This window comes from Azospirillum sp. UENF 112521 (assembly GCF_058780665.1).
Genome location: NZ_JBSNCI010000002.1, coordinates 2,563,069 through 2,586,889 on the forward strand (window position 1 = coordinate 2,563,069; position 23,821 = coordinate 2,586,889).

22 protein-coding genes and 2 tRNA genes are annotated in these 23,821 nt (G+C 66.7%); 16 read left to right on the forward strand and 8 right to left on the reverse strand.

All coding sequences use genetic code 11. From position 1 onward, the window contains the following. Nucleotides 1-494: 494 nt before the first annotated feature. On the forward strand, nucleotides 495-950 hold the full coding sequence (locus ACWPN8_RS14490; protein WP_109051901.1) for a PRC-barrel domain-containing protein: 456 nt from the start codon (nucleotides 495-497) through the stop codon (nucleotides 948-950). Nucleotides 951-1,069: 119 nt separating this feature from the next. Here ACWPN8_RS14490 and rpsA read toward each other — a convergent pair whose 3' ends face one another. The 3 genes from rpsA to aroA form a co-directional block, all read right to left on the reverse strand. Next, complete coding sequence (rpsA, locus tag ACWPN8_RS14495; protein ID WP_042694362.1) at nucleotides 1,070-2,776, reverse strand: 30S ribosomal protein S1; 1,707 nt, start codon at nucleotides 2,774-2,776, stop codon at nucleotides 1,070-1,072. A 190-nt stretch (nucleotides 2,777-2,966) separates the two neighbouring features. Next, nucleotides 2,967-3,623 carry a (d)CMP kinase gene (gene cmk, locus ACWPN8_RS14500; RefSeq protein ID WP_199237820.1) on the reverse strand — a complete coding sequence of 219 codons (657 nt, stop codon included), beginning with the start codon at nucleotides 3,621-3,623 and terminating at the stop codon, nucleotides 2,967-2,969. A gap of 46 nt (nucleotides 3,624-3,669) precedes the next feature. After that, nucleotides 3,670-5,019 carry a 3-phosphoshikimate 1-carboxyvinyltransferase gene (aroA, locus tag ACWPN8_RS14505; RefSeq protein WP_492241222.1) on the reverse strand — a complete coding sequence of 450 codons (1,350 nt, stop codon included), beginning with the start codon at nucleotides 5,017-5,019 and terminating at the stop codon, nucleotides 3,670-3,672. A gap of 416 nt (nucleotides 5,020-5,435) precedes the next feature. Here aroA and ACWPN8_RS14510 point away from each other — a divergent pair, with 416 nt between their 5' ends. Further along, nucleotides 5,436-5,825, forward strand: a complete 390-nt coding sequence (locus ACWPN8_RS14510; protein WP_109448571.1) for a TIGR02300 family protein — start codon at nucleotides 5,436-5,438, stop codon at nucleotides 5,823-5,825. 147 nt (nucleotides 5,826-5,972) lie between these two features. Further along, nucleotides 5,973-6,048: transfer RNA gene (locus ACWPN8_RS14515), tRNA-Ala, on the forward strand. 165 nt (nucleotides 6,049-6,213) lie between these two features. Here the strand turns inward: ACWPN8_RS14515 and ACWPN8_RS14520 are convergent. Both ACWPN8_RS14520 and ACWPN8_RS14525 read right to left on the reverse strand, forming a co-directional pair. Beyond that, nucleotides 6,214-7,065: a transporter substrate-binding domain-containing protein gene (locus ACWPN8_RS14520; RefSeq protein WP_492241223.1), complete on the reverse strand. Its 852-nt coding sequence runs from the start codon at nucleotides 7,063-7,065 to the stop codon at nucleotides 6,214-6,216. Nucleotides 7,066-7,246: 181 nt separating this feature from the next. Then, nucleotides 7,247-7,321 (reverse strand) — tRNA-Val (locus tag ACWPN8_RS14525). A 210-nt stretch (nucleotides 7,322-7,531) separates the two neighbouring features. Here ACWPN8_RS14525 and ACWPN8_RS14530 point away from each other — a divergent pair. The 8 genes from ACWPN8_RS14530 (at nucleotide 7,532) to ACWPN8_RS14565 (ending at nucleotide 15,656) form a co-directional block, all read left to right on the forward strand. Then, nucleotides 7,532-8,470 (forward strand): N-formylglutamate amidohydrolase, encoded by a 939-nt coding sequence (locus tag ACWPN8_RS14530; RefSeq protein WP_109448567.1) that lies wholly within the window; start codon nucleotides 7,532-7,534, stop codon nucleotides 8,468-8,470. A gap of 468 nt (nucleotides 8,471-8,938) precedes the next feature. Then, on the forward strand, nucleotides 8,939-10,348 hold the full coding sequence (gene otsA, locus ACWPN8_RS14535) for an alpha,alpha-trehalose-phosphate synthase (UDP-forming) (protein ID WP_098738939.1): 1,410 nt from the start codon (nucleotides 8,939-8,941) through the stop codon (nucleotides 10,346-10,348). Between the two features lie 38 nt (nucleotides 10,349-10,386). Continuing rightward, nucleotides 10,387-11,409, forward strand: a complete 1,023-nt coding sequence (locus ACWPN8_RS14540) for a glucokinase (protein WP_109448565.1) — start codon at nucleotides 10,387-10,389, stop codon at nucleotides 11,407-11,409. A 148-nt stretch (nucleotides 11,410-11,557) separates the two neighbouring features. Further along, nucleotides 11,558-11,950, forward strand: a complete 393-nt coding sequence (locus ACWPN8_RS14545; protein WP_109448564.1) for a winged helix-turn-helix domain-containing protein — start codon at nucleotides 11,558-11,560, stop codon at nucleotides 11,948-11,950. A gap of 134 nt (nucleotides 11,951-12,084) precedes the next feature. Next, nucleotides 12,085-13,221: an acyltransferase family protein gene (locus tag ACWPN8_RS14550; RefSeq protein WP_109448563.1), complete on the forward strand. Its 1,137-nt coding sequence runs from the start codon at nucleotides 12,085-12,087 to the stop codon at nucleotides 13,219-13,221. Nucleotides 13,222-13,475: 254 nt separating this feature from the next. Further along, on the forward strand, nucleotides 13,476-14,054 hold the full coding sequence (locus ACWPN8_RS14555; protein WP_109448561.1) for a YgjV family protein: 579 nt from the start codon (nucleotides 13,476-13,478) through the stop codon (nucleotides 14,052-14,054). Nucleotides 14,055-14,198: 144 nt separating this feature from the next. Continuing rightward, a complete protein-coding gene (locus ACWPN8_RS14560) occupies nucleotides 14,199-14,777 on the forward strand; it encodes a YqaA family protein (RefSeq protein ID WP_085090362.1) in 579 nt (192 codons plus the stop codon). A gap of 33 nt (nucleotides 14,778-14,810) precedes the next feature. Further along, on the forward strand, nucleotides 14,811-15,656 hold the full coding sequence (locus ACWPN8_RS14565; protein ID WP_109448559.1) for a TrmH family RNA methyltransferase: 846 nt from the start codon (nucleotides 14,811-14,813) through the stop codon (nucleotides 15,654-15,656). Nucleotides 15,657-15,665: 9 nt separating this feature from the next. Here ACWPN8_RS14565 and ACWPN8_RS14570 read toward each other — a convergent pair whose 3' ends face one another. Next, nucleotides 15,666-16,124 (reverse strand): hypothetical protein, encoded by a 459-nt coding sequence (locus tag ACWPN8_RS14570; RefSeq protein WP_109448557.1) that lies wholly within the window; start codon nucleotides 16,122-16,124, stop codon nucleotides 15,666-15,668. 167 nt (nucleotides 16,125-16,291) lie between these two features. Here ACWPN8_RS14570 and msrA point away from each other — a divergent pair, with 167 nt between their 5' ends. From msrA to ACWPN8_RS14595, 5 genes are all read left to right on the forward strand, one after another. After that, nucleotides 16,292-16,933, forward strand: coding sequence for a peptide-methionine (S)-S-oxide reductase MsrA (gene msrA / locus ACWPN8_RS14575; RefSeq protein ID WP_109448555.1), 642 nt, complete (start codon nucleotides 16,292-16,294; stop codon nucleotides 16,931-16,933). A 153-nt stretch (nucleotides 16,934-17,086) separates the two neighbouring features. Beyond that, the gene (locus tag ACWPN8_RS14580) at nucleotides 17,087-17,620 is read left to right on the forward strand and encodes a PAS domain-containing protein (protein WP_109448553.1); all 534 of its coding nucleotides are present in this window, start codon (nucleotides 17,087-17,089) and stop codon (nucleotides 17,618-17,620) included. Further along, nucleotides 17,617-19,548 carry a DNA translocase FtsK gene (locus tag ACWPN8_RS14585; RefSeq protein WP_492241224.1) on the forward strand — a complete coding sequence of 644 codons (1,932 nt, stop codon included), beginning with the start codon at nucleotides 17,617-17,619 and terminating at the stop codon, nucleotides 19,546-19,548. The genes ACWPN8_RS14580 and ACWPN8_RS14585 overlap by 4 nt, the downstream gene beginning before the upstream one ends. Nucleotides 19,549-19,632: 84 nt before the next feature. Beyond that, entirely contained in the window at nucleotides 19,633-20,133 is a 501-nt protein-coding gene (locus tag ACWPN8_RS14590; RefSeq protein ID WP_492241225.1) for a DinB family protein, read from the forward strand. Next, entirely contained in the window at nucleotides 20,130-20,756 is a 627-nt protein-coding gene (locus ACWPN8_RS14595; protein ID WP_492241226.1) for a pyridoxamine 5'-phosphate oxidase family protein, read from the forward strand. Before ACWPN8_RS14590 ends, ACWPN8_RS14595 begins: the two co-directional genes overlap by 4 nt. Nucleotides 20,757-20,766: 10 nt before the next feature. On the opposite strand, the gene ACWPN8_RS14600 is transcribed toward ACWPN8_RS14595, so the two are convergent. Together ACWPN8_RS14600 and ACWPN8_RS14605 are read right to left on the reverse strand one after the other, a co-directional pair. Beyond that, the gene (locus ACWPN8_RS14600) at nucleotides 20,767-22,725 is read right to left on the reverse strand and encodes a sensor histidine kinase (protein ID WP_492241227.1); all 1,959 of its coding nucleotides are present in this window, start codon (nucleotides 22,723-22,725) and stop codon (nucleotides 20,767-20,769) included. Between the two features lie 211 nt (nucleotides 22,726-22,936). Then, a complete protein-coding gene (locus ACWPN8_RS14605) occupies nucleotides 22,937-23,680 on the reverse strand; it encodes an MgtC/SapB family protein (protein ID WP_109452954.1) in 744 nt (247 codons plus the stop codon). Nucleotides 23,681-23,821 lie beyond the last annotated feature (141 nt).

Here is a 23,821-nt window from a genome sequence, read left to right on the forward strand (position 1 = left end):
GTTGACATCACCGAACCCCTCAAAACCTTGATCTTGTGGTGTTCAACCCGTCACTGCGGATCCTGTTCCCGCCTGCCAAGCAATTTTTTCAGGGGCGGTGGCGGACCGCATCGCGGTCGTGAGGCACAAACTGTAGGCACTCAAATCACCGCCGATGCCGGATCGGACGGCGCCACGCCCCGATTAGAGCGCAAAACGCGGGCGATCACCAGTGCTTCGTTGCAGTGAAAATCAACATCTTGTTGCCTGTGCCCCATTGTACACACCACCGATTCGCTGCGCTTCGACTCGAGGCAAATTGGCGGAATCCAAGGGGCGACTCGAAAAAGGGGGTGAAGCAGCCCTCGAGTCGCCGCCGGTCGGCCTGCGGATCGACACGGAGGAGGGGTGGCGACGGCCTCCCCGCAACTATTTCAAGCGTCCCCGGTTAAGGCGGGTGGAGCCAAGATGGATCCCGCGGGATCCCATAGATCCTTGGGGGAGGAAAAGCGCCCATGCTGAAGATCACCCACAAGATGTGGTTCGCATTGCCGGCACTGACACTGCTTGTCGGTATAGCGACTCCGCCGGGTGCGGCTGCCCAGAGCGTCATCATCAATGGTTCGACTCCGGCCGTCGGTGCGGCGGTGGAACGCAAGACCGGCCCCAGCGTCGACCAGCTGATGGACCGCAGCGTCCTCGGTGCCGACGGGTCGAAGATCGGCACCGTCACCGACGTGATCCTCAACGACAAGGGCGAGGCCCAATACATCGTCATCCATTCCGGCGGCATTCTGGGCTTCGGCGGCAAGAACATCGCGGCCGACCTGACCCTGGCCGACCTGCGGACCGGCACCGAGGCGATCCATCTGCGCGAGGTGACGGCCGCCAGCGTGCGCGACATGCCCGAATTCCGCTACGACGACAGCATAACGTCGCTGACCCGCAGCCCGGAGCCACGGCGGCATTAGCAAAATGGAGCAATGAAAAAGGCCGCGCCCCAACCGGGACGCGGCCTTTCTCCTACCCTTCCGGGAGATCGCTAAGCCCCCTCCCCTGCGGCGACGCAGGAAAGGACGGCGTCAGGCGATCACTCGTCGTTCTGCTGCTTGCGCTTCAGAGCGGCACCCAGGATGTCGCCCAGCGAGGCGCCCGAGTCGGACGAACCGAACTCGGCCATCGCCTGCTTCTCTTCCTCCATCTCGCGGGCCTTGATGGACAGCGAGATACGGCGGGAAGCGCGGTCGATCTGGGTGACCTTGGCATCGACCTTCTCGCCGACGGCGAAACGGTCCGGGCGCTGTTCCGAACGGTCGCGGGACAGGTCCGACTTGCGGATGAAGCCGGTGTAGCCCTCGCCGACGGTCACTTCGATGCCGCCGTCCGTCACCTGCGTCACGGTGCAGGTCACGACTTCGTTCTTCTTCAGGCCGGCAGTGGCCGACTCGAACGGGTCGCTGGCCAGCTGCTTGATGCCGAGGCTGATGCGCTCCTTCTCGACGTCGACGTCGAGAACCTTGACCTTGACGCGGTCGCCCTTCTTGTACTCGGCGATCGCCTCTTCACCCGACTTGTTCCAGTCGAGATCGGACATGTGGACCATGCCGTCGATGTCGCCCGGGAGGCCGACGAACAGACCAAACTCGGTGATGTTCTTGACTTCGCCTTCCAGCTCGGTGCCGGGACCGAACTTGTCGGTGAAGGTCTCCCACGGGTTGTCCAGGCACTGCTTCAGGCCGAGGCTGATGCGGCGCTTCTGCGGATCGACGTCCAGGACCATGACCTCGACTTCCTGCGAAGTCGACACGATCTTGCCCGGATGGACGTTCTTCTTGGTCCAGGACATTTCCGAAACATGGACCAGGCCCTCGATCCCCGGCTCCAGCTCCACGAAGGCGCCGTAGTCGGTGATGTTGGTGACGCGGCCCTTGAACTTCGCGCCGACCGGATACTTGGCCTCGACGCCTTCCCACGGGTCGGCTTCGAGCTGCTTCATGCCCAGGCTGATGCGCTGGGTTTCCGGGTTGAAGCGGATGACCTGGACCGTGACGGTCTGGCCGATCTGCAGGGCTTCCGACGGATGGTTGATGCGGCGCCACGCGATGTCGGTGACGTGCAGCAGGCCATCGACGCCGCCCAGGTCGACGAACGCACCGTAGTCGGTGATGTTCTTGACGACGCCCTGGAGGATCTGGCCTTCCTTGAGGTTGGCCACCAGCTCCGAACGGGCCTCCGCACGGCTCTCTTCGAGCACGGCGCGGCGCGACACGACGATGTTGCCGCGCGAGCGGTCCATCTTCAGGATCTGGAACGGCTGCGGGGTGCCCAGCAGCGGGGAGATGTCGCGGACCGGACGGATGTCGACCTGGCTGCCCGGCAGGAAGGCGACGGCGCCCGACAGGTCGACCGTGAAGCCACCCTTGACGCGGCCGAAGATGACGCCGGTGACGCGGGTCTGGTCGTTGAACGACTTCTCCAGCAGGGCCCAGGCTTCTTCGCGCTTCGCCTTCTCACGGCTCAGCATCGCCTCGCCGTTCTTGTCTTCCATCCGCTCGAGGTAGACCTCGACGGTGTCGCCCGCCTTCAGCTCGGGCGGCTGGCCGGCAACGGCGAATTCCTTCAGCGCGACGCGGCCTTCCGACTTCAGACCGACGTCGATGGTGACCATGTCGTTCTCGACGGCGACGACGCGTCCCTTGACGACCGTACCTTCGAGCGACTCGGCCGCGCCCAGCGACTCTTCAAGCAGAGACGCGAAGCTTTCCTTTTCGACCGTGCGGGCCAGTGACTGTGCCATTGAAACTCCTAAAGGTGGCGCGAAAGCAGCCCCGTTCCGGTCCCGCCCGCGGCAAAACGGGTGGGACCTCGACCGAACCGCCGCGCCGGGCACCACGCCCGGCGACTTGGTTGATGGTTTTCCATGGAGGGGGTCGGACCCGTTCGCGCCGCCACCGGCGGCCCGTCAACGGAAGTCGGAAGCGGCGGCGTTACGCCGTGGGCTTCAGACCGGTTTTCGAACCGATGTGGGCGACCGCCATCGAGAACACCTGATCGGCATCGAGAGCGGACGTATCAAGCACAAAAGCGTCGGCAGCCGGACGGAGCGGGGCCACCGCTCTCTGGCTGTCGCGCGCATCACGAGTCTTCATGTCCTCCAGGACATCGGAGGATATAGCCGGAATCCCCCGTCTCTGCAACTCCTTGAGTCGCCGTTCGGCCCTGACCTCCACCGAAGCGGTAATGAACAGTTTGGCCTGGGCATCGGGGCAGACAACCGTTCCGATGTCGCGCCCATCCAGAACGGCCCCAGGCGCGCCGCCCGGCGGGTGGGCGGCGAAGCGCCGCTGGAAGTCGAGCAGCGCCGCCCGCACCTCCGGCACCGCCGCCACCTTGCTGGCCGCCTGCGCCGCCTCGTCGGTGCGCAAGGCCACCTCCCGCAGGATCGGATGTTCGGGGTGCAGGTCATAGGCAGCCCGCGCCGCCGCCGTATTGTCGGCCGGATCGCCGCCGGCCCGCAGGACCGACACGCCGACCGCGCGGTACAGCACGCCGGTGTCGAGATGGGCAAAGCCGAAGGCGTCGGCGATGCGCTGAGACAGGGTGCCCTTGCCGCTGGCGGCCGGGCCGTCGATGGCGACGACCACGGTCCCGACCGGAGTGCCCTGGTTGGAAAGCGGCTGCGTCATCGCCTCAAGCCTCCACGATCGCGGCACCGAGCCCGTTCATCAGCCCGACGAAATCGGGGAAGCTGGTGTCGATGAAGGCGCCGTCGTCGACCGACACCGGCTGTTCGGTCGCCATGCCCAGGACCAGGAAGCTCATCGCGATGCGGTGGTCCATGGCGGTGAGGACAGTGGCACCGCCCTTCGGCGGCTTGCCGGTGCCATGGACCGTCAGGCTGTCGTCGGCACCGACCTCCACCGACACGCCGCAGCGGGTCAGCCCCTCCGCCACCATGGCGAGGCGGTCGCTCTCCTTCACACGCAGTTCCTTCAGCCCCAGCATCACCGTGGTGCCCTCGGCACAGGCGGCGGCGGCGGCCAGGACCGGGTATTCGTCGATCATGCTCGGCGCGCGATCCGCCGGCACCACGATGCCCTTCAGGGCGCTGTGGCGAACCCGCAGGTCGGCCACCGGCTCGCCCGCTTGGTCGCGGCGGTTCTCGAAGGCGATTGATCCCCCCATCTCCACCAGCGTGTCGTAGAGGCCGGTGCGGCGCGGGTTCATGCCGACGTCGTTCAGCAGAAGTTCGGAGCCCGGCCGCAGCAGGGCGGCGACCGCCGGGAAGGCAGCACTGCTGGGATCGGCCGGCACATGGATGCTGCGGCCGGTCAGCTCCGGCTGGCCGGTGACGGTGACGGCCAGCGCGCCGTCCTCCAGCCGCTCGGTCGTCACGGTGGCGCCGAAATGGCGCAGCATCAGTTCGGTGTGGTCGCGGGTCGGCTCCGCCTCGATCACCGTGGTCGCGCCGGCGGTGTTGAGGCCGGCCAGCAGGATCGCCGACTTGACCTGGGCGGACGCGACCGGCAGGCGGTAGGTGATCGGAACCAGCTCGCCGCTGCCGACCACGGTCAGCGGGAGACGTCCGCCGGAGCGGCTGACGAAGCGGGCGCCCATCTCCTCCAGCGGCTTGGTGACGCGGGCCATCGGCCGTTTGTTCAGCGAGGCGTCGCCGGTGAAGACGCAGGAGATCGGATGGCCGGCGACCAGCCCCATCAGCAGGCGGGCGGCTGTGCCGCTGTTGCCCATGTCGAGAACCTGCGCCGGTTCCTGCAACGCACCCAGCCCGACGCCGCGCACGCGCCAGACACTCCCCCCTTGGCCGTCGTCGCTCCGCTCCGCCTCGGCGCCCAGCAGACGCATGGCAGCCGCGGTGTGCAGCACATCCTCGCCCTCCAACAGGCCATGGATCACCGTCTCGCCCACGGCGATGGCGCCCAGCATCAGCGACCGGTGCGAGATCGACTTGTCGCCGGGCACGCGGATGCTGCCCCGGATCGCGCCGGTGGTGGTGGAGCGCAGCGGCCTTGCGTGCGTCATGGGACGGGTCCTTCGGATCGGAACGGGAAGCGGTTGTGGCCGCCGTTCCTATCACAGCCCCCGCCTCGATGCGAGAGGGGCCAAATCGCCGCCTGTACCGGCGCCATCCGCTCCAGGGTCCCGGCCGCACCCCGGCAGCCTCCGCCTTGCGCACATGAAAAGAGGCCGCCCGTAAGCGGCCCCGAGTTCAAGGAGGAAACCAAATGGAGGAGTTGCACGGTGTGCAGGTCCGTTCTAGCGAGTTATGGTTAACGCCGTGTAAAGGCAACCCCTGCCCGGGCGGGATACCACTTTCCCGCCGGTGCTGCGACGCCGCGGCGGCCGGCTCGTCTCATCTTTTTTTTGACAAGCGCCGCAGGGCATGGCAAAGGGCGCCTCTTGAGAACCCCCCTGATTTTTGTGACGGAGGACGTGGCGTGGCCAAACCCGAATGGGGCGTCAAGCGCATCTGCCCGAGCTGTGGCGCTCGTTACTATGACATGCGCAAGGACCCGCCGGTCTGCCCGAGCTGTGGCGCGCAGTTCGATCCTGAGGCTCTGCTGAAGTCCCGCAAGGCCCGTCCGGCCCCGGTCGACGACACCAAGAAGGCGGCTGTCGTGGCCGAGGACGAGGAAGAGGTCGAGACCGAGGCCGAGACTCCGGAGCTGGAGGATGCCGAGGACGACATGTCGGTCGACGACATCGAGGAAGCCGACGACACCGCCGAGGACGAGGACGATGTCCTGATCGAGGACACGTCCGAACTGGGCGAGGACGACATGGACGAGGTCGTCGACGTCGAGGGTGAGGACGAGGAGGAGCGCTGACCGGCGCCCCTCCCAGTGGCGGCGGGACGGCCGGCGGGGTGGTGAAAAAAGCGCGAAAGGACGAATTTTCCGCTTGCATCACTCCGCTGCCTGACTATTATCCCGCTCCACCAAGGCCGGACGGAAACGACCGGCCCCCAGAGTTAAGGGGCCATAGCTCAGCTGGGAGAGCGCTACAATGGCATTGTAGAGGTCAGGAGTTCGATCCTCCTTGGCTCCACCAAATCGATCAAGGGCCTGGTGAGTAATCGCCGGGCCCTTGGTGCGTTTGGACCGGGCACCAGATAAAGACGCCGGTTCGGTGCATAGTTGCGGAACTCCATCGGGCCGCATGGAAATGCCGCCGCGCTGCGGACGGCACGACGGCATCTCCAGTTGCCGGGACCAGCTACTTCAGCCAGCGATCGAAAACCGCCTGATACTGGCCGGTGGCGACGGCCTGGTGCAGCCACTGGTCGACCCACAGCTTCAGCACGATGTCGCGCGGCAGCAGGAAGGCCTTCTCCGAGAAGTCGAAGGGCTGGTCAGGATGGACGGCGCACAGTTCCGGATGCAGCTTCTGCTGAAGCCGCGTCTCCACCGCGTCGGTGATCATCAGGTCGGCCTTGCCGGCGACGATCTGGTCGAAGATGGTGACGTTGTCCAGATGGACTTCGATCTGGGCCGTGCGGATGTTGGCGCGGGCGAACTTCTCGTTGGTGCCGCCAGGGTTGACGATCAGGCGGACGCCGGGCTTGTCGATGTCGGCGACGGTCTGGAAGCGGTCCTTGTTCTCGCAGCGGGTGATCGGCGTCTTGCCGTCGCGCATCAGCGGATCGGAGAACAGCGCCTTCTTCTGCCGCTCCAGCGTGACGGAGACGCCGCCGACGGCGATGTCGTACTTGTCCGCCAGCAGGTCGGGCAGGAGGTTGCCCCAACTGGTCTTCACGAACTCCACCTTCACGCCCAGCGCCTTGCCCATCGATTCGGCGAGGTCGATGTCCATGCCCTCGAACTTCTCGGTCTGCGGGTTCAGGTAGGTGAAGGGCTTGTAGTCGCCGGTGGTGCCGACGCGCAGCGTACCGGCCGACAGAACGGCATCCAGGCGCGAGTTTTCAGCCGGCTGTGAAGCGGCCGATGCCGACGGAGCGGTCTGCGCCAGCGCACCGGCGGACGACAGGGCAGTAACGGCACAGACCAGCACCGCGCCGACGGCTGCGGCAAGGCTCCGGCCGCTGTGGCGCAGGGTATGGACAGGCATGAAAATCCTCCCGATGCATTGTTTGCCGCCCGGATGGTACGGCGCAGGGAGGATTGTGGCGAGGGGCTGCGATCCGGACGAACGGAGTTCAGATATGCAGCCGCTAAAAAATGCGGCAGCCCCAAGAGCAGCCCTGGAACGGCGAAGGCCGCGAACCCGTTCCGGTTCGCGGCCTTCAGAATGGTGGGCGGTACTGGGATTGAACCAGTGACCCCTACGATGTCAACGTAGTGCTCTCCCGCTGAGCTAACCGCCCACTGTAGCAACCGGCGGAGAAGCGCTTGGCGTCGTTCCGTCCGGCGTGGGCGGGTGTATACCGACCTCCTTGCCGACACGCAAGCTCTTTCGCACCACCCATCCGCTTTTTTTATCCGCCGGCGGCAGGGAGGCGGCCGGCCCCCTCACAGACGGTTCCGTGACAGAGGTTCCGTGACACTGGGGCCGGCGTCCATTACATCATTCGATCATGGACGCCTCCTTCGACGCGCAACGCGGCGCTGGTGCCGGTGCCGACCCGGCCGCCGCTCCGCTGCCCAACGCCCCGGCCTTCGAAATTCTGGCCCCGCAGAGCCAGAGGCTGCCGCTCGTGCTGGCATCGCCGCACAGCGGCAATGCGTATTCCGCAGAGTTCCTCGCCTCGTCCCGCCTGGATGCCCGGGCGCTGCGCAAGTCGGAGGATTGCTTCGTCGACGAGATCTTCGCCTTCGCCCCGGGCTTCGGCGTGCCGCTGATCCGCGCCCTGTTTCCGCGCGCCTATCTGGACGTCAACCGCGAGGCCTACGAACTGGATCCGGAGATGTTCGCCGATCCGCTGCCGGCCTATGTCAACACCCGCTCCCCCCGGGTGGCTGCGGGGCTGGGCACCATCGCCCGCGTGGTCGCCAACGGCGAAGACATCTACAAAGGCAAGCTGCGCTTCGCCGAGGCGCTGGACCGCGTCAGCCGCTGCTACACCCCCTATCACAACGCGCTGCGCCAACTGGTGGACGGCACCCGCGACGCCTTCGGCCATGTCCTGCTGATCGACTGCCATTCCATGCCGTCGGGCAGCGTCACCACCGGTGGACGGGGCAACGGGCGCGGCGGCACCCATCCCGACATCGTGTTGGGCGACTGTTTCGGCAATGCCTGCGCCCCGGCGGTGATCGACGCGGCGGAGGATTACCTGCGCGGGCTGGGCTATGCGGTCAGCCGCAACAATCCCTATGCCGGCGGCTACACCACCCGCCATTACGGCCGGCCGCGCCAGGGCATCCACACGCTTCAGATCGAAATCGCCCGAGATCTCTACATGGACGAGGCGGCGCTAACCCGCCTGCCCTATCTTGGCACCCTGGCCCGCCACATGACCGAACTGGTCGACACGCTGGGCCTGCTGCCGCCCGACGGGCTTGGTCCGCGCTGACCCTCCTGCCCCCCGGCCAACGGACCGTCAGGCCAAAAAAGGGCCGCGGGCGGACCCGCGGCCTTCAGTCTAGGGAGGAAACGCCCAAGAAGTGCGTTACGCCAACGTCCACGCCGAGGCGCAACCGTTGCCGCACTGCACAATATGAGCGCGTGGCGTCCCGGCTTCAAGCCCAAAAAGAATTTCTTATTCATTACATCACGTTAATCGAGACAGGAGATACCGCGAACCGGATAGGATCTATCTAGATTTGCTGCACCGCAGCATAACCTTTCGTGAAACAGTTTGCCCCAAAGGACAAAAGGTGCCGTACCTTCGGACCGCTATCGTGAGCGTGACGGCGGGAGTTCGGAACCAAGGCCGCCCTTTGTCGTTTCGCAGTGGTCCAATACCGGGTGTCCGCCACGGCGGCCCTGAAGTTGCGGACTGCGGAACGCCCTGCCGGCGGCCAATAAGGAGAAGAAGATCGTGAGCAGGCTCGTCGTCGTATCCAACCGGGTCGCCCTTATGGAAGAGGGCAAGCAGGCCGCAGGCGGTCTCGCCGTCGCCATCCTGGCAGCCTTGAAGAAGACCGGGGGCATCTGGTTCGGGTGGAGCGGAACGGTCGTCGATGGCGAGTCCCAGGCGGAGCCGACCAAGACGGAGGCCGGCAAGCTGACCTACGCCACGCTGGATCTGGGCCGCCGCGATCATGAGGAATATTATAACGGTTTCGCCAACCAGACCTTATGGCCGCTGTTCCACTACCGCCTGGGCCTGATCTCGGTGAACCGTCGCACGCGCGAGGGCTATTCCAGGGTCAACGCCTATTTCGCCGACAAGCTGGAGCCTCTGCTGCGCCCGGACGACATGGTCTGGGTCCACGACTATCACCTGATCCCCTTCGGCGACGAGTTGCGCCGCCGCGGCTGTTCGCAGCGCATGGGCTTCTTCCTGCACACGCCCTTCCCGCCGCCGGAACTGCTGACCGCCCTGCCCAACCACCGCGACCTGATCCGCGAGCTGTGCGCCTACGATCTGGTCGGCTTCCACACCGCCACCGACCTGCGCGGCTTCTGCGACTACATCCGCACCGAGACCGACGGCACGGTGGAACAGCGCGGCGCCTACGGCACGGCGATGATCCGCGCCTTCGGCCGAACCCTGATGGCGAAGGTGTTTCCCATCAGCATCGATACCCCGGCGCTGGAAAGCCTGGCCCGCACCGCCGGCCGCTCGCGCCAGGCCGAACGGCTGCGCGAAAGCCTGGTGGGACGCCGGCTGATCATCGGCGTCGACCGGCTCGATTATTCCAAGGGCCTGCCGCAACGCTTCGCCGCCTTCGAGCAGCTTCTGGAAAGCTACCCGGAGCATTGCAACCGCGTCTCTTTCCTTCAGGTCGCCCCGCCAAGCCGGGAGGATGTGCCGGAATACATCGCCATCCGCCGCGAATTGTCGGAGATGGCCGGCCGCATCAACGGCCGTTTCGCCGAGTTCGACTGGCAGCCGATCCGCTACCTGAACCGCAGCTTCGGCCAGCGCGTTCTGGCCGGCTTCTACCGGTTGGCCAATGTCGGGCTGGTGACGCCGCTGCGCGACGGCATGAATCTCGTCGCGAAGGAGTATGTCGCCTGCCAGGACGCCGACAATCCGGGCGTGCTGGTGCTGTCCCAGTTCGCTGGTGCCGCCCACGAGATGGGCGAGGCGCTGATCGTCAACCCGTTCGACATCGAGGGCGTCGGCGACGCGCTGCAACGGGCGCTGACCATGCCGCTGGGCGAGCGCAAGGAGCGCCACGCCGCCCTGATGCAGACCCTGCGGCGGCAGGACATCAACTGGTGGCGCGAAAGCTATGTAGACGCATTGACGCGGGCACCGTATGACTTTCCGGTCACCTGAGCATCCGCTCGGCCCACCAACAGCGCAGATCCGGATCCATGGCCGCCGACCTCTCCCCCGCCATTCCCGGCACCGCCGGTAACGCTGCTCCCATTCTGGCCCCCATTCTGGTTGCCGACATCGGCGGCACCAATGCCCGCTTCGGCCTGATCGACGGACGCATCGTCCGCGACACCCGCGTGCTGCGCTGTGCCGATTACGCCTCGATCGAGGATGCGGCCACCGCTTACCTGACGGCGGTCGGGCTGGCGGCGGTCGGCACTCCCGGCCGGCCGCGGCGCGGCGCCTTCGCGGTGGCCGGGCCGGTTACCGGCGACCGCATCGCCATGACCAATCTGGTCTGGCAGTTCTCCGTCAACCGGGTGCGGGACGCGCTGGGGCTGGACGGGCTGGTCGTCATCAACGACTTCACCGCCGTCGCCCTGTCGGTGCCGCGTCTGGCCGAAGAGGATCGCCGCCAGATCGGCGAGGGCGCGCCGCAGGCGGGTGCCGTTGTCGGCGTGCTGGGGCCGGGCAGCGGGCTGGGCGTGTCCGGTCTGGTGCCGGGCGCCAACAACCGCTGGACCGCACTGTCGGGCGAGGGTGGTCATGTCACCATGGCGCCGATCAGCGACCGCGAAAGCGCCGTGCTCGGCCAGTTGCGCAAGAGCTTCGAGCATGTCTCGGCCGAACGGGTGCTGTCCGGCCCCGGCCTCGTCAACCTCTACGGCGCGCTGTCGATCCTGGACGGGCGGGAGCCGGCCGCCCTCACGCCTGCGCAGGTGGCCGACAACGCCCTGAACGGCAGCGAGGCCCATTGCGTCGAGGCGGTGGAGATGTTCTGCGCCATGCTGGGCACCGTCGCCGGCAACCTCGCTCTGACGCTGGGCGCGCGCGGCGGCATTTATATCGCCGGCGGCATCGTGCCGAAGCTGGACACGCTGTTCACCCATTCCCGCTTCCGCAAGCGCTTCGTGGAGAAGGGCCGGATGCGCGATTTCCTCGCACCGGTGCCCAGTTACGTCATCACCCACGAACTGCCCGCCTTCCTGGGCCTCGCCGAGGCGGCAGGAGCGGAATAAGGCCCGAACAGTAGGGAAGCCACTGGAGGGGTGCGGCCGATTGCGCATCCCATCGGTGGTTCCCCCTATTGCGCGACTTGTCGCTTGAACCGGCGGGTCGCCCTCCACATGGTTGTTCCCCTCTCTTTCGGATTTGCATCGGAACACCATGCCTGCCGACCTTCGTGTCCGTTTCCTGCACCCGTCGGGCGCCATCGGCCCCGGCAAGATCGCCCTGCTGGAGGCCATCGACCGCACCGGCTCGATCTCCGCCGCCGCGCGGTCGCTGGACATGACCTTCCGCCGCGCCTGGTTCCTGGTGGAGACGATGAACACCGCCTTCCGCGAACCGGTGATCCGCACCTGCGTCGGCGGGCGTGAGGGTGGCGGTGCCGGCCTGACCCCGCTGGGCCAGGAGGTGGTCGCCCGCTATCGCCAGACCCAGGAGGAGGCGCGCAAGGCCGCCGAGCCGCATCTGCGCTGGCTGGACGAAGTGCTGAAGGAGACGGAGACGGAGAGCCGGGCACAGGCTACAGACTCGAATGCCGATGGCACGACATAGGCCGCGCCCCGATGCAGGCGGCCATCGAAGCAAAGGGCGGCGCCCTCATGGATGAAAAGATTTCTCGAGAAAAAGATCGCGCAGATCATTATAGAAGATTTTGAACCCGAAGAACATTTTTGAAAAGCAGAATAATGGAAAAATCCGTCAACATCGCATATCTTCCACGGCTCGACCATCTCCGTGCATTTGCAGCTCTTATCGTTTTATACTACCACTCGTTTCAGATCCTCCCACAATCGGCGGGTGGGAACCTGATTGAAGGTTGGGTCCATACAAAAAACCCGTTGCTGGCGATGGTGGTGGAGGGACACACCGGCGTCGCGCTCTTCATGGTGTTATCGGGCTTCATCTTCACATGGGGCGCAAACGGCCGTGAAGTCTCTTATTTCGGCTTCCTGCGGAACCGCTTGCTCCGAATCTATCCTCTCTATGCCTGGCTTCTCCTTGTCGGTATCGCCATGACGCCGGATGCCGTCGATCCGGCCAAAATTCTCGAGATGGCGGTTCCATTCCTGAATGCCGGGAACAAGGCGACCTACGGGGTAGCAACCAGCCTGTTCTGGACGGTCGCCGTCGAGTTCCAGTTTTATCTGATCTTCCCCTTCCTGCTGTCGATCCTGAACCGGCAGGGATGCCGACAACTGGCGTTGATGATCCTGTGCGCATTCGTCTATCGGCTCATCGCCGATCAGTTCGGCGCGAATTCCCGCGCAATCGCTTATTGGACGATCGTCGGACGCATCGATCAGTTCCTGATCGGCATGATCGCGGCCGTGGCGCTGCGCCGCTGCAACGATACTCCACAGGGCGCCTTGTGGCTCGGCCGGGCCTTCCTGCCCGCAATCCTTCTGATGCTGACCATGATCACGGTTTTCCATCGGGCCGGAGGTTATCCGGTGATCGCCACCTGGAAGACAGTCTGGCCCACCGTCGAGGCGGCCGGCTGGGCACTCGTCATTGTGACCTATCTGTCCGTCCGCATTTCCGGTTCCCCCGCCCTATCGCGGATGACGGCTTATATCGGCTCGATCTCCTATTCCATCTATCTGACCAACTTCATCGTCATCACGCAGATCGGGAAATACGGTGACATTCTTAAGCTGATGCAGAATCCGCACATCAATGCGCTGCTGGTCTGCACGGCCGTGGTTCTACCGGCGTCGATCGCTCTTTCCACCCTGACCTATTTCGCCATCGAACAACCGTTCATGAAGATGCGCCGGAAATATATGGTCGAACCGCAACGGCCATTGCGCATGGCCGCCTGATCCCGCCGTTCGCCCGACATGCCGATTTCGCGGTGCAACGTCCGCTTTTTCTTCCATGCGCGCCGTGCAGCCCTGGGCAACCGGAAGTCCGATGGTGCGGCGGGACGAGGCACCGTACATATGGCTCTGTTGCAGCTCGGCGCCAGCGTGACCGTACGGCAACAACCCGTTTCCCCCGACCTCATCCGGCATCCGGACGGGCCGCAGCCGCGGCGCCGCACCGCCGTGCCTTTGCCCGAGCCGATCCCCCCGCCATGCTGTCCCTCCCCCTGCCCGTCACGGCCGCCGACGCCTTCGGTGCCGCCGCCTTCGCCGGTTCGTGCCTGTGGCCGCTGATGAAGAAGCGCCGTGCCCTGCTGGCCGGGCAGGCCGCCACCAACCTGATGTTCATCACCCACTATGTGCTGCTGGGGGCGCACACCGCCGCGGCGCTTTGCCTGCTGGTGGTGGCGCAGGCGCTGGCGGCGCTGCCGGAAGGGCGCAGCCGCTGGCAGACGGCGATCTTCGCGGCGACGGTGCCGGGCGTCGCCGCCATCGCACTGTTCACCTGGTCCGGCCTGCCGTCTGCGCTGTCCAGCCTGGGCATCACCTTCTCCACCCTTGCCCGCTGGCAATCGGACGCGGTCCGCATGCGCATTCTCCTGCTGGTGGCCGGCGGTTTCTGGGTCAGCCACAACGCGCTGGTGATGTCGCCCTTCGCCATGGCGTCGGATGCCTTCTGTGCCGCCGCCAACCTGCTGCGCCTGCGCGGCGCGCTGCGCAGGGAGGAGGCTCCGGCAGCGGTGCCAGCCGCAAATGCCAATGCGCTGCCCTCCGGCGCCGCCGCCGCCTGAACCGTCCTCACTGGAACGGGCTAACGCCTCCGGACGGGTTCTCCCTGTCCGGGGGCGGTCGAATTGGGCACTGGCGCACCGGCACCGTCGCGCCTAAAAGAGGCCTCGTGCACCGCAACGGCAGCGACGAAGGACGGCCCATTCATGCTGAAGCGTCTTTACGACTGGACCATGGCCAAGGCCGCGTCGAAGGATTCGACCGCTTGGCTGGCCGGTGTGTCCTTTGCCGAAAGCTCCTTCTTCCCGCTGCCGCCGGACCTGCTGCTGGTGCCGATGGTCATCGCCAACCGCAAGGCGGCGTGGAAGCTGGCGACGATCTGCACGCTGGCCTCGGTGGTCGGCGGCATCGCCGGCTATATGATCGGCTATTTCCTGTACGAGACGATCGGCCGCTGGGTGATCGAGTTCTATCACCTGACCGACAAGTTCGAGCAGCTGCGCCACACCTTCGTCGAGTACGGGGCGGAAATCCTGATCATCAAGGGCATGACGCCCATCCCCTACAAGCTGCTGACCATCACAGCCGGCGTGGCGCATCTACCGCTGTGGGTTTTCATCGGCGCTTCGATCATCTCGCGGTCGATCCGCTTCTATCTGGTCGCGGCTCTGCTGTATTTCTTCGGTCCGCCGATCCGCGCCTTCATCGAAAAGCGGCTGACCCTCGTCACCAGCGTGTTCGCGGTGGCGCTGATCGGCGGCTTCCTGGTGGTGAAGCTGCTGTAAGCCGCCACCCTCTTCCAGACAGACAGGACCTCCATGCCTCCGCGCGGGCGCCCGCCCCATCCCAGCCGCGCCCGCTCCCGGACCGCAGCCCCCGCCCTCTCGTCCGCACCGTCAGCCCCGGAGCCCACCGAATCGCGCAAGCTGTTCCGCGTGGCCGGGCTGGCCGCCGTGTCCGCCCTGTTCACCCATGAGCCGGAGCGGGTGGAGCGCCTGTTCTTCGACGAGCGGCTGAAACCGGCGGTCGGTGCCTTCTGCAAGGCGATGGCGGCGGCCCGCAAGCCCTACCGCATGGTGGAGGCGGAGGAACTGGCGAAAGTCGCCGGCACGGTTCTGCACGGCGGCGTGGTCGCGCTGATGGCGCCTCGGACGCTGCCGCTGTTCGACACCGAGGCCGCGCGCCGGGCAACGGAGCCGCTGCTGATCCTGGACGGGGTCGGCAACCCGCACAATCTGGGCGCCATCCTGCGCACCGCCGCCTTCTTCGGCCTGCCCCGCGTCCTGGTCTCCGACCATCCCGGCCAGGCATTGCCGTCCGAGGCCGCCTATCGCGTGGCGGAGGGCGGGTTCGAGTGGGTGGCGCTGGAGCGCGCCCCCGCCCTGCCGGCCGTGCTGAAGCGGCTGCGCACCAGCCACCGGGTGTTCGGGACGGCACTGGACCAGACCCGGCCGACCGTCGATGCCGGCGCGCTGACGGGCTGGCGCGGCAAGCAGGGTGTGAAGCCGCCGGCCGTCGTGCTGGGCAACGAGGAGGACGGCATTCCGCCGGCCACGCTCGCGGCCTGCGAGGCAGTGCTGACCATCCCCGGCAGCGGCCGCGTCCAGTCGCTGAACGTCGCCGCCACCGCCGCCATCCTCATCCATGCCCTGGCCGCCGGGTAAGGGCTGCCTTCAGCCGAGCGCCGCGATCAGCACCACCGCCACCAGGGCGACGGACGCCAGCGGCAGCAGTTCCACACCGTTGCGCGTCCAACTGGGGACGGCATTGTGGTGGCCCACATGGCCGTTCGCGATGTCGTCGGCCCAACCGTGGCGCGACGGCACCGCACCCGGGGCCGACACCGCTGGGGCGGCCGGGTTCGCCATGTCGACGACGCCGTCGCCGCGGTGATAGTCGCCGGTCTGCCGGGCCAGCGCCGGATTGGGCCGGCCCTGCATCAGGCGGGAATCGTCCAGTTCGACCTCGACCCCGGCCGCCTCGACCCGCTCGATCACCGCGGCGGTTTCCTCCGGCGTCATCGTGTCGACGGGCAGGATACCGCCCAGCGCCTCGGCGCTCAGCCGGTTGCCGTTGCGGCGGCCATGGTCGATGAGGGATTGGATCAGGCGCTCGTCGGTGGTGCTGGCCATGATGGCTCTCCTTTTTTCAAGTTCCCAGCAGATCACAAGCTCAAACGCGCGAAACAGCCCGAAGGTTCACCGGCACGCCGACTCCGCTGGCGCCACCTTGCCGCAGCCCGGCCGCGACCCGACATAAGAGGTCACTCCAACGGATCGTCATGATGGGAGACCCGACCATGCTGGGGCATTTTCTGCGCAAGCCGGCGACGCTGCCGACGCCGGAGGAGGCGCTGCCCGGCCGCAGCCAACCCGTTCCGGTTCCCGAACAGCACCATGTCAACGGCCATCGCCTGACCGGCCCCTATCCGCCTGGGCTGGAGGTCATCGACCTCGGGCTCGGCTGCTTCTGGGGAGCGGAGCGCAAGTTCTGGCAGGTCCCCGGCGTCTGGGTGACCGCCGTCGGCTATCAGGGCGGCCATACCCCGAACCCGACCTATGAGGAGGTCTGCTCCGGCCGCACCGGCCATACCGAGGCGGTGCGCGTCGTCTATGACCCGGCGATGGTGAAGGCGGAGGATTTGCTGCGCGTCTTCTGGGAGTCGCACGACCCGACCCAGGGCATGCGCCAGGGCAACGATGTCGGCACCCAGTACCGGTCCGCTGTCTACACCCACAGCCCCGCCCAGCAGGCGGCGGCGGAAGCGACGCTGGCGGCCTATCAGGAGCGGCTGGCCCAGGCCGGCTATGGCCCGATCACCACCGAGATCCGCGAGGCTCCTCCCTTCTACTTCGCGGAAGGCTACCACCAGCAGTATCTTGCCAAGAATCCAAACGGCTATTGCGGGCTTGGCGGCACCGGCGTCACCTGTGCGGCCTGATGAAACACGGGTAAACGCCGGGGTGCGGTGCCCCTGACGGGCTTAGCCCTTGCGGTTGCGCCACACCGGCCCTTGCGGGTATGGTTCGGGCGGCTCTTGAAAGCTCCGGCGGCATCATCCCGCGGGAGCGCCGCCCGTCCAGCTGCGATTGTCATGACCAAGGAAAGAACCGAGCTGGCGACGCCGTATCTCAGCGGCCTGCTCGAATTCTGGCTCACCAAATCCGTCGCCGGCCGGCCGCCGGTCCCCAGCAGCATCGCCCCGGCCGACCTCCGGCCGTGGAAGGACAACATCGCCGTCTTCGAGGTGATCGGGGAGGAAGCCGGCACCTTCGTCTATTCCTATTACGGCAAGGCGCTGGCAACCGCTTTCGGCCAGTCGCGCCTGGGCGCCACGCTGGACGACCTGCCGCCGGAACAGCGGGCATTGCTTCAGCCGGAATACGAGACGGTGCGCCGCGAGCGGCTGCCTGTCGCCCGTGTCCACACCGCGGTCTTCGGCGGGCGCACCCGCAGCTTCGAGCGGCTGGTGCTGCCGATGTCCAGCGACGGCGTCAGCATCGACAAGCTGCTGGTCGCCGCATACGAGATGACGCCGCGCGAGCTGGCGGCACGTCCCCCCCTGCCGGGTGGCTCCTCCTCCGGTCCAGTCCCCCTCACCGTTCAGAAGCCCGGAGCCTCGGCATGAGCCCGCGTATGCCGCATCTCGCCGCCCCGCCCACCCAAGCGGGGGTGGTGACCGCCGACGAGTTCAATCTGTGGTGCGCGCTGAACGGCCGACCGTTCAATCTCGTCCCGAACCCGCGCCCCGACGGCCGCGTGATGTGGGATGTCGAGGTTCTGCCCGGCACCCCGCGCGCCGGGACCGTCTATTCCACCAACCTGTCGGACGAGGCGCTGGCGGTGGTCGCCGGCTTCGCCTTCCTGTCGGGCGTCGAATGGGCCTATGAGGCGCGCGACCCGGCGGAGGCGGAGGCACCTGCGACCCCGTGCGAAGCCGCACCGGTGGCGGAGGCGGCAACCGCCATCCCCGGCCCCGCCACGGCCCCCGCCGTGCCCTGCGCGCCCGCCGCTCCGGCCGGCCCGGTGGATTATCCCGCCGTCTATTCGCTGCCCACCGTCTCGCTGCTGCAGACCCCGCCGCCGCGCCCGGTGCAGCAGCATGACGAGTCGGTGCTGGCCCGCAACGCGCGGATGCTGGAAACCGTCCTGAAGAATTTCCGCGTCCGCGGCGAGATCATGGATGTCCGCCCCGGCCCGGTCGTCACCCTCTATGAATTCGAGCCGGCGCCCGGCACCAAGTCGGCCACCGTCATCAACCTGACCGATGACATCGCCCGCTCGATGAGCGTGGTCACCGCCCGCATCGCCATCGTTCCCGGCCGCAGCGTCATCGGCGTCGAGCTGCCGAATCCGGTGCGCGAGATGGTCTACCTGCGCGAGAGCTTCGACCACGACGCCTTCCGCAACACCACGGCACAGCTCGCCATCGCGCTCGGCAAGGACATCAGCGGCGAGCCGGTGGTGGCCGACCTCGCCCGCATGCCGCATCTGCTGGTCGCCGGCACCACCGGCTCGGGCAAGTCGGTGGCGATCAACACGATGATCCTGTCGCTGCTCTACCGGCTGCCGCCGGAGCGCTGCCGCTTCATCATGGTCGATCCCAAGATGCTGGAGCTGTCGGTCTATGACGGCATCCCGCATCTGCTGACGCCCGTCGTCACCGACCCCAAGAAGGCGGTGGTCGCCCTGCGCTGGGCCGTGCGCGAGATGGAAAGCCGATACGAGGCGATGTCCAAGCTCGGCGTGCGCAACATCGAGGGCTACAACGCCCGCATGGCCGAGATGATCGCCAATGGCGAGAAGATGCCGCGCCGCGCCCCGGCACCGGGCGAGCCGGAGAACGTCTTCGACCTGACGCCGTCGGAACCGACGCCGCTTCCCTACATCGTGGTCATCGTCGACGAGATGGCCGACCTGATGCTGGTGGCCGGCAAGGAGATCGAGGCGGCGATCCAGCGTCTGGCCCAGATGGCGCGCGCCGCCGGCATCCACCTGATCATGGCGACGCAGCGCCCGTCGGTCGACGTCATCACCGGCACCATCAAGGCCAACTTCCCGACCCGCATCAGCTTCCAGGTCACCAGCAAGATCGACAGCCGCACCATCCTCGGCGAAGCCGGGGCGGAGCAGCTGCTGGGACAGGGCGACATGCTGTACATGCAGGGCGGCGGCCGCATCACCCGCGTCCATGGTCCCTTCGTCTCCGATTCGGAGGTCGAGGAGATCGTCCAGTATGTGAAGGCCCAGGGCGCTCCCAACTACGTCACCGCCATCACCGAGGAGGAGGAGGAAGCCGCCGCGGTGGAGGATGAGGACGGCGGTTCGGTTGCGACCGGCGACGACCTCTACATGCAGGCCGTCAATCTCGTGGTCCGCGAGGGCAAGGTGTCGGTCAGCTTCATCCAGCGCCAGCTCCAGATCGGCTACAACCGCGCCGCCCGCCTGGTGGAGCGGATGGAGACCGAACGCGTGGTCGGTCCCGCCAACCACCAGGGCAAGCGCGAAGTCCTGCTGTCCCACGCCGGCCTGTCGGCCAAGCGCGCAGGCGTGTGATCGATCATCCGGAGGAGCTTTCTTCCTCTGTGGAGAGGGCTCCTCCGGTTGGGAGACGACAGCAAGAAAGCAAAAGGCTCCCCTATGGACCCGAAGCCCCATTTTGAAAGCCTCGCCCGCTACAACCGCTGGGCCAACCGCCGCCTTTACGAGGCCGCGGCGCAGCTTTCCGATGCTCAGTTCCGCGAGGACCGCGGCGCCTTCTTCGGCTCTGTCCGCGGCACGCTGAACCATATCCTGGTCGCCGACCGGGTGTGGCTGGAACGCATCGAGGGGGCCGGGCCGAAACCGTCGTCGCTCGATGAAATCCTCCATGACGACTTCGCCGGCCTGCGCACTGCCCGCGAAGCGGAGGACGAGCGTATCCTGCGCGTCCTGGCAGCCACCCCGGCGGAGCGGTTCGAGTCGGTTCTCTCCTACCGCAGCATGGCCGCCACGGCGCATGAGCTGCCCTTCTCCCAGATCGTCACCCATATCTTCAACCACCAGACCCACCATCGCGGGCAGGCCCACACGCTGCTGAGCCAGTTCGGGCTGGGCGCGCCGACGATCGACTTCGTCTATTTCCTGCTGGAGACGAAATGAGCCAGACAGGAAGCAGGCCCGTCGCCGACCTCGCGGCTCTGGAAGCCCTCTATGGCGAGCCCGCCGCTCCCTCCATCGCCAAGGAAGTGCCGGCGCTGACCCCCGGCTACCGGGCGCTGATCGAGGCGTCGCCCTTCTTCGTTCTCGCCACCAGCGGGCCGGATGGGCTGGACGCCTCGCCGCGCGGCGACCAACCCGGCTTCGTCCGGGTCGCGGACGACCGTACCCTGCTGATCCCCGACCGCCGCGGCAACAACCGCATCGACAGCCTGCGCAACATCCTGGCCGATCCGCGGGTCGGTCTGCTGTTCCTGGTGCCGGGACTGAACGAGACGCTGCGGGTCAACGGCCGCGCCGTGATCGACACCGACCCGGCCTTGTGCGAGAGCTTCGCGGTGGACGGCAAGGTGCCGAAGTCGGTGCTGGTCGTCAGCATCGAGGCGGTGTTCTTCCAATGCGCCCGCGCCCTGCTGCGGTCCCGCCTGTGGGACCCGGCGGTGCAGATCGAGCGCCGCAGCCTGCCGTCGGCAGGAGTCTTGATGGCCGAGGCCAGCGCCGGGCGTGAAGGCGGCGACGCCTATGACCGGTCGCTGGCCGAGCGCATCCCCAAAACCCTGTACTGACCCGGCATTCCTACTGCGCGGCGAGCCTGTCGGTGGCCGGCAGCCGGATGGTGAAGACCGAGCCCTCGTCGTGCTCGCTCTCCACCGACAGGGTTCCGCCATGGGCGGCGACGATCTTCTGCGTCATGTAAAGTCCCAGCCCCGACCCCTTGGTTCCGCGCGACGACGAGGCGCGGAAATAGATCGAGCCGATTCGCTCCACCTCCTCCGGGGTCATGCCGAAACCCCGGTCGGCGACGCGGATGACGATACCGCCTCCGTCATCGAAGGCGCTCACCCGGACTGCCGCGTCCGCCGGCGAGTAGCGCAGCGCGTTCTGCACCAGATTGCCGATGGCCACCCCCAGGAAGGGCGCATCGACCAGCATCGGGCGGTCGGGAGCGTCGATCGACAGCTCCAGCCGTTCCTCCGCTTCCGTCCCCCTCAGGCCGCCCAGCACCTCGTCCATCAACTGGCCCAGCGCCACCGGTTCCGGCTTCAGCGCCAGCGCCCCCTGGTCGAGCGCATCCGAGGACAGGAACAGATCCACCAGCTCTGCCATCTTGTGGGTGGTGCTGCGGATGCGTTGCAGGCGGGACAGCGCCGACGGCGACTCCACCACGCCCGACAGTTCGATCATCTGGGCCGCGCTGTCGATGGCGGCCAGCGGAGTACGGAATTCATGCGACAGCATCGCGACGAAGCTGCGCTGCTCCTCCGCCCGCTTGGTGGCGAAGGCCGATTCCTCCCGGGCACGCAGCCGTTCCGCCTGAAGCCTGCCGATGCGCAGGGCCAGACCGGTGCCCAGCACCATCACCGCCACCATCGAGGCGACCTGATAGGGATCGGCGATGAAGAAATCGGCAGGCAGCGCGCCCCGCAGGATCAGTTGGGCCATGATCAGCCCACCAAGGGACACCAGGGTGCTGGCCAGATAGAAGCGCGGGCTGAGATCGCTCGGGTTCAGCCAGGCCATGCGTGCGGTCAGCACCAGCGCGATCACCACCACGACCAGCGCCGACAGGGTCACCACCGGGTTGGTCAGGGCGTAGAGCGGTGAAACCGTCGTCGGCAATGCCAGCAGCACCAGCAGGGCCAGCCCCTGATAGCAACGCGCCAGCTTCGGCGCCCGGGTCTGCAGATCGAGGATATAGACCCACATGATCAGTGCCGTGGCAAAGCCGAGGAAACCGCTGCTGCCCACCAGCAAGTTCATGATCCAGCCCGGCAGATCCGGCAGCAGGGCTGCACCGATGCCGTTGGCGAACAGGTAATAGCAGAAGACCGTGGCGACATAGGCGGTGTAGGACAGCAGCGCCCCGTCACGCAGAAGCAGGCCCAACGCGACATAGCCCAACACCAGGATGCCCAACACCCCCAGGAAAAACCCCTGGAACAGCAGATCCTTGGTCTGGTGGCCGACATAGGCGGCGGGAGACCACACCCGTGCCGACAGGCGGATGGCGCTGACCGAATCGACGCGCAGGTAAAGCGAAACCGGCTTTCCCTCCGGAAGGGTCAGCGGCAGGCTGTGCAGCCGGGTCTTCATCGGCCGCTGGCTGAAGGGAACGAAGTCTCCCAGCCGGACCAGCCGGTAGGCGGCAGGATCCTGCGGCCGGCCCACGGCTCCGTTTGCCTTCGGAATGAAGAGATCGAGATGGTCGATATAGGCTTCGCCCATCTCCAGGAGCCAGTCCGCCGGCGCACCGGGTTCGCGCATCAGGTCGAAGCGGTACCAATGGATGTCGCGGGTCTGGCCGACACCGCGGAAATCCCCAAGCGGCTCCATCTGCCCATCGGCGTCGGCCTTCAGGATGGCGGCGAAGTCGAACTTGCGGTCGGGATCGATCAGCCGGGCGAAATGGCCGGCCAGGGTGGCGCTGGCGGTGGCTGGCCCGAGCCGAAGCGGCTCCACACCGGACACCGTGGCGGCGGCTGTGCCGGCGAACCACAGAAGAAGCGCCGTCAGCAGGGCGATCGGCCCCGCCATCCGGCGGCAAGACGCGGATGAGGCCGGGGAACCGGCATTGCGCCCGCCAGGGCCGTTCTGCCGGGCAGAAGGGCGGCGATTCCAGCCTCGCCATTCCCTGCCGTTGTTCGCGTCCTTCATCATCGCGGGTTATCGATATGGATAAAGTTTTAGCAAAACATTAAGTTTGTATGCATTACGTCCTTCCAACTCTTCTGGTTCCCGGCCGTCGTCAGATGCGTGAAGGGGACAGCTTGAACTCCACCACCGTGTCGGTGGAGGCAAGGGCGCTGACCAGCGCCATCGGATCGGGGTCGCCTTTCCCCTGAAGCACCAGCTGGCATTCGAACTGGCCGCTGCCGTTGGCGAGATGAAAGGCCCAGTCGACCACCTCGAACCCGTGTTTCTTGGCCTGCGCCCGCAGTTCTTCCGGCGGCGGGGCCTTGTCGCGCGGGAAGACCAGCGTCAGGTGGACCACCGACTGGTGGGGCAGCAGCCGCTCGACCGGCCGCAGCAGGCTCATCACCAGGATGGTCAACAGCGCCGCGGCGATGGCGACCGCATAAAAGCCGAGCCCGATGACGATGCCGATGGCCGAGGTCGCCCAGATCGAGGCGGCGGTGGACAGGCCGCGGATCGACAGCCCCTCGCGCATGATGACCCCGGCGCCGAGAAAACCGATGCCGGTGACGATGCCCTGGATCACCCGCGTCGGATCGCCGGTCAGGGCAGCCGCGTGCGGCGCCCCCTGCGTCCCGATGCCGCCATACCACATGGAGGGGTAGGCGTTGACCACAGTCAGCGCGGCCGAGGCCAGGCAGACCAGCCCGTAGGTCCGCATCCCGGCCGCCCGCCCGTGATAGCTGCGCTCGTACCCCAGCAGCAGCCCGACCGCCAAGGCTCCCAAAAGATGCAGCAGGATCAACCCGTTGGTCGCCAACTCGGCCTGCGACCAGTAGGAGCGCAGCAAATCCATGGCCCATTCCATTCCCGATCGAGGTTTCCAATGAAGACCTCCACCGCAGTCTAGCGCAGCCCGGGCGATGGCGCCTGCGCAACAGAAGGCGCCATTCCGTCACAGGCCGCAAGTGGCCCCACTTGACCTGAGTCAATTCCA

Coding starts and splice junctions, on each gene's coding strand:
- ACWPN8_RS14490 (WP_109051901.1), top strand. CDS start 495: ATGCTGAAGATCACCCACAAGATGTGGTTCGCATTGCCGGCACTGACA.
- rpsA (WP_042694362.1), bottom strand. CDS start 2,776: ATGGCACAGTCACTGGCCCGCACGGTCGAAAAGGAAAGCTTCGCGTCT.
- aroA (WP_492241222.1), bottom strand. CDS start 5,019: ATGACGCACGCAAGGCCGCTGCGCTCCACCACCACCGGCGCGATCCGG.
- ACWPN8_RS14520 (WP_492241223.1), bottom strand. CDS start 7,065: ATGCCTGTCCATACCCTGCGCCACAGCGGCCGGAGCCTTGCCGCAGCC.
- ACWPN8_RS14530 (WP_109448567.1), top strand. CDS start 7,532: ATGGACGCCTCCTTCGACGCGCAACGCGGCGCTGGTGCCGGTGCCGAC.
- ACWPN8_RS14540 (WP_109448565.1), top strand. CDS start 10,387: ATGGCCGCCGACCTCTCCCCCGCCATTCCCGGCACCGCCGGTAACGCT.
- ACWPN8_RS14545 (WP_109448564.1), top strand. CDS start 11,558: ATGCCTGCCGACCTTCGTGTCCGTTTCCTGCACCCGTCGGGCGCCATC.
- ACWPN8_RS14550 (WP_109448563.1), top strand. CDS start 12,085: ATGGAAAAATCCGTCAACATCGCATATCTTCCACGGCTCGACCATCTC.
- ACWPN8_RS14555 (WP_109448561.1), top strand. CDS start 13,476: ATGCTGTCCCTCCCCCTGCCCGTCACGGCCGCCGACGCCTTCGGTGCC.
- ACWPN8_RS14560 (WP_085090362.1), top strand. CDS start 14,199: ATGCTGAAGCGTCTTTACGACTGGACCATGGCCAAGGCCGCGTCGAAG.
- ACWPN8_RS14565 (WP_109448559.1), top strand. CDS start 14,811: ATGCCTCCGCGCGGGCGCCCGCCCCATCCCAGCCGCGCCCGCTCCCGG.
- ACWPN8_RS14570 (WP_109448557.1), bottom strand. CDS start 16,124: ATGGCCAGCACCACCGACGAGCGCCTGATCCAATCCCTCATCGACCAT.
- msrA (WP_109448555.1), top strand. CDS start 16,292: ATGCTGGGGCATTTTCTGCGCAAGCCGGCGACGCTGCCGACGCCGGAG.
- ACWPN8_RS14580 (WP_109448553.1), top strand. CDS start 17,087: ATGACCAAGGAAAGAACCGAGCTGGCGACGCCGTATCTCAGCGGCCTG.
- ACWPN8_RS14585 (WP_492241224.1), top strand. CDS start 17,617: ATGAGCCCGCGTATGCCGCATCTCGCCGCCCCGCCCACCCAAGCGGGG.
- ACWPN8_RS14590 (WP_492241225.1), top strand. CDS start 19,633: ATGGACCCGAAGCCCCATTTTGAAAGCCTCGCCCGCTACAACCGCTGG.
- ACWPN8_RS14595 (WP_492241226.1), top strand. CDS start 20,130: ATGAGCCAGACAGGAAGCAGGCCCGTCGCCGACCTCGCGGCTCTGGAA.
- ACWPN8_RS14600 (WP_492241227.1), bottom strand. CDS start 22,725: ATGGCGGGGCCGATCGCCCTGCTGACGGCGCTTCTTCTGTGGTTCGCC.
- ACWPN8_RS14605 (WP_109452954.1), bottom strand. CDS start 23,680: ATGGATTTGCTGCGCTCCTACTGGTCGCAGGCCGAGTTGGCGACCAAC.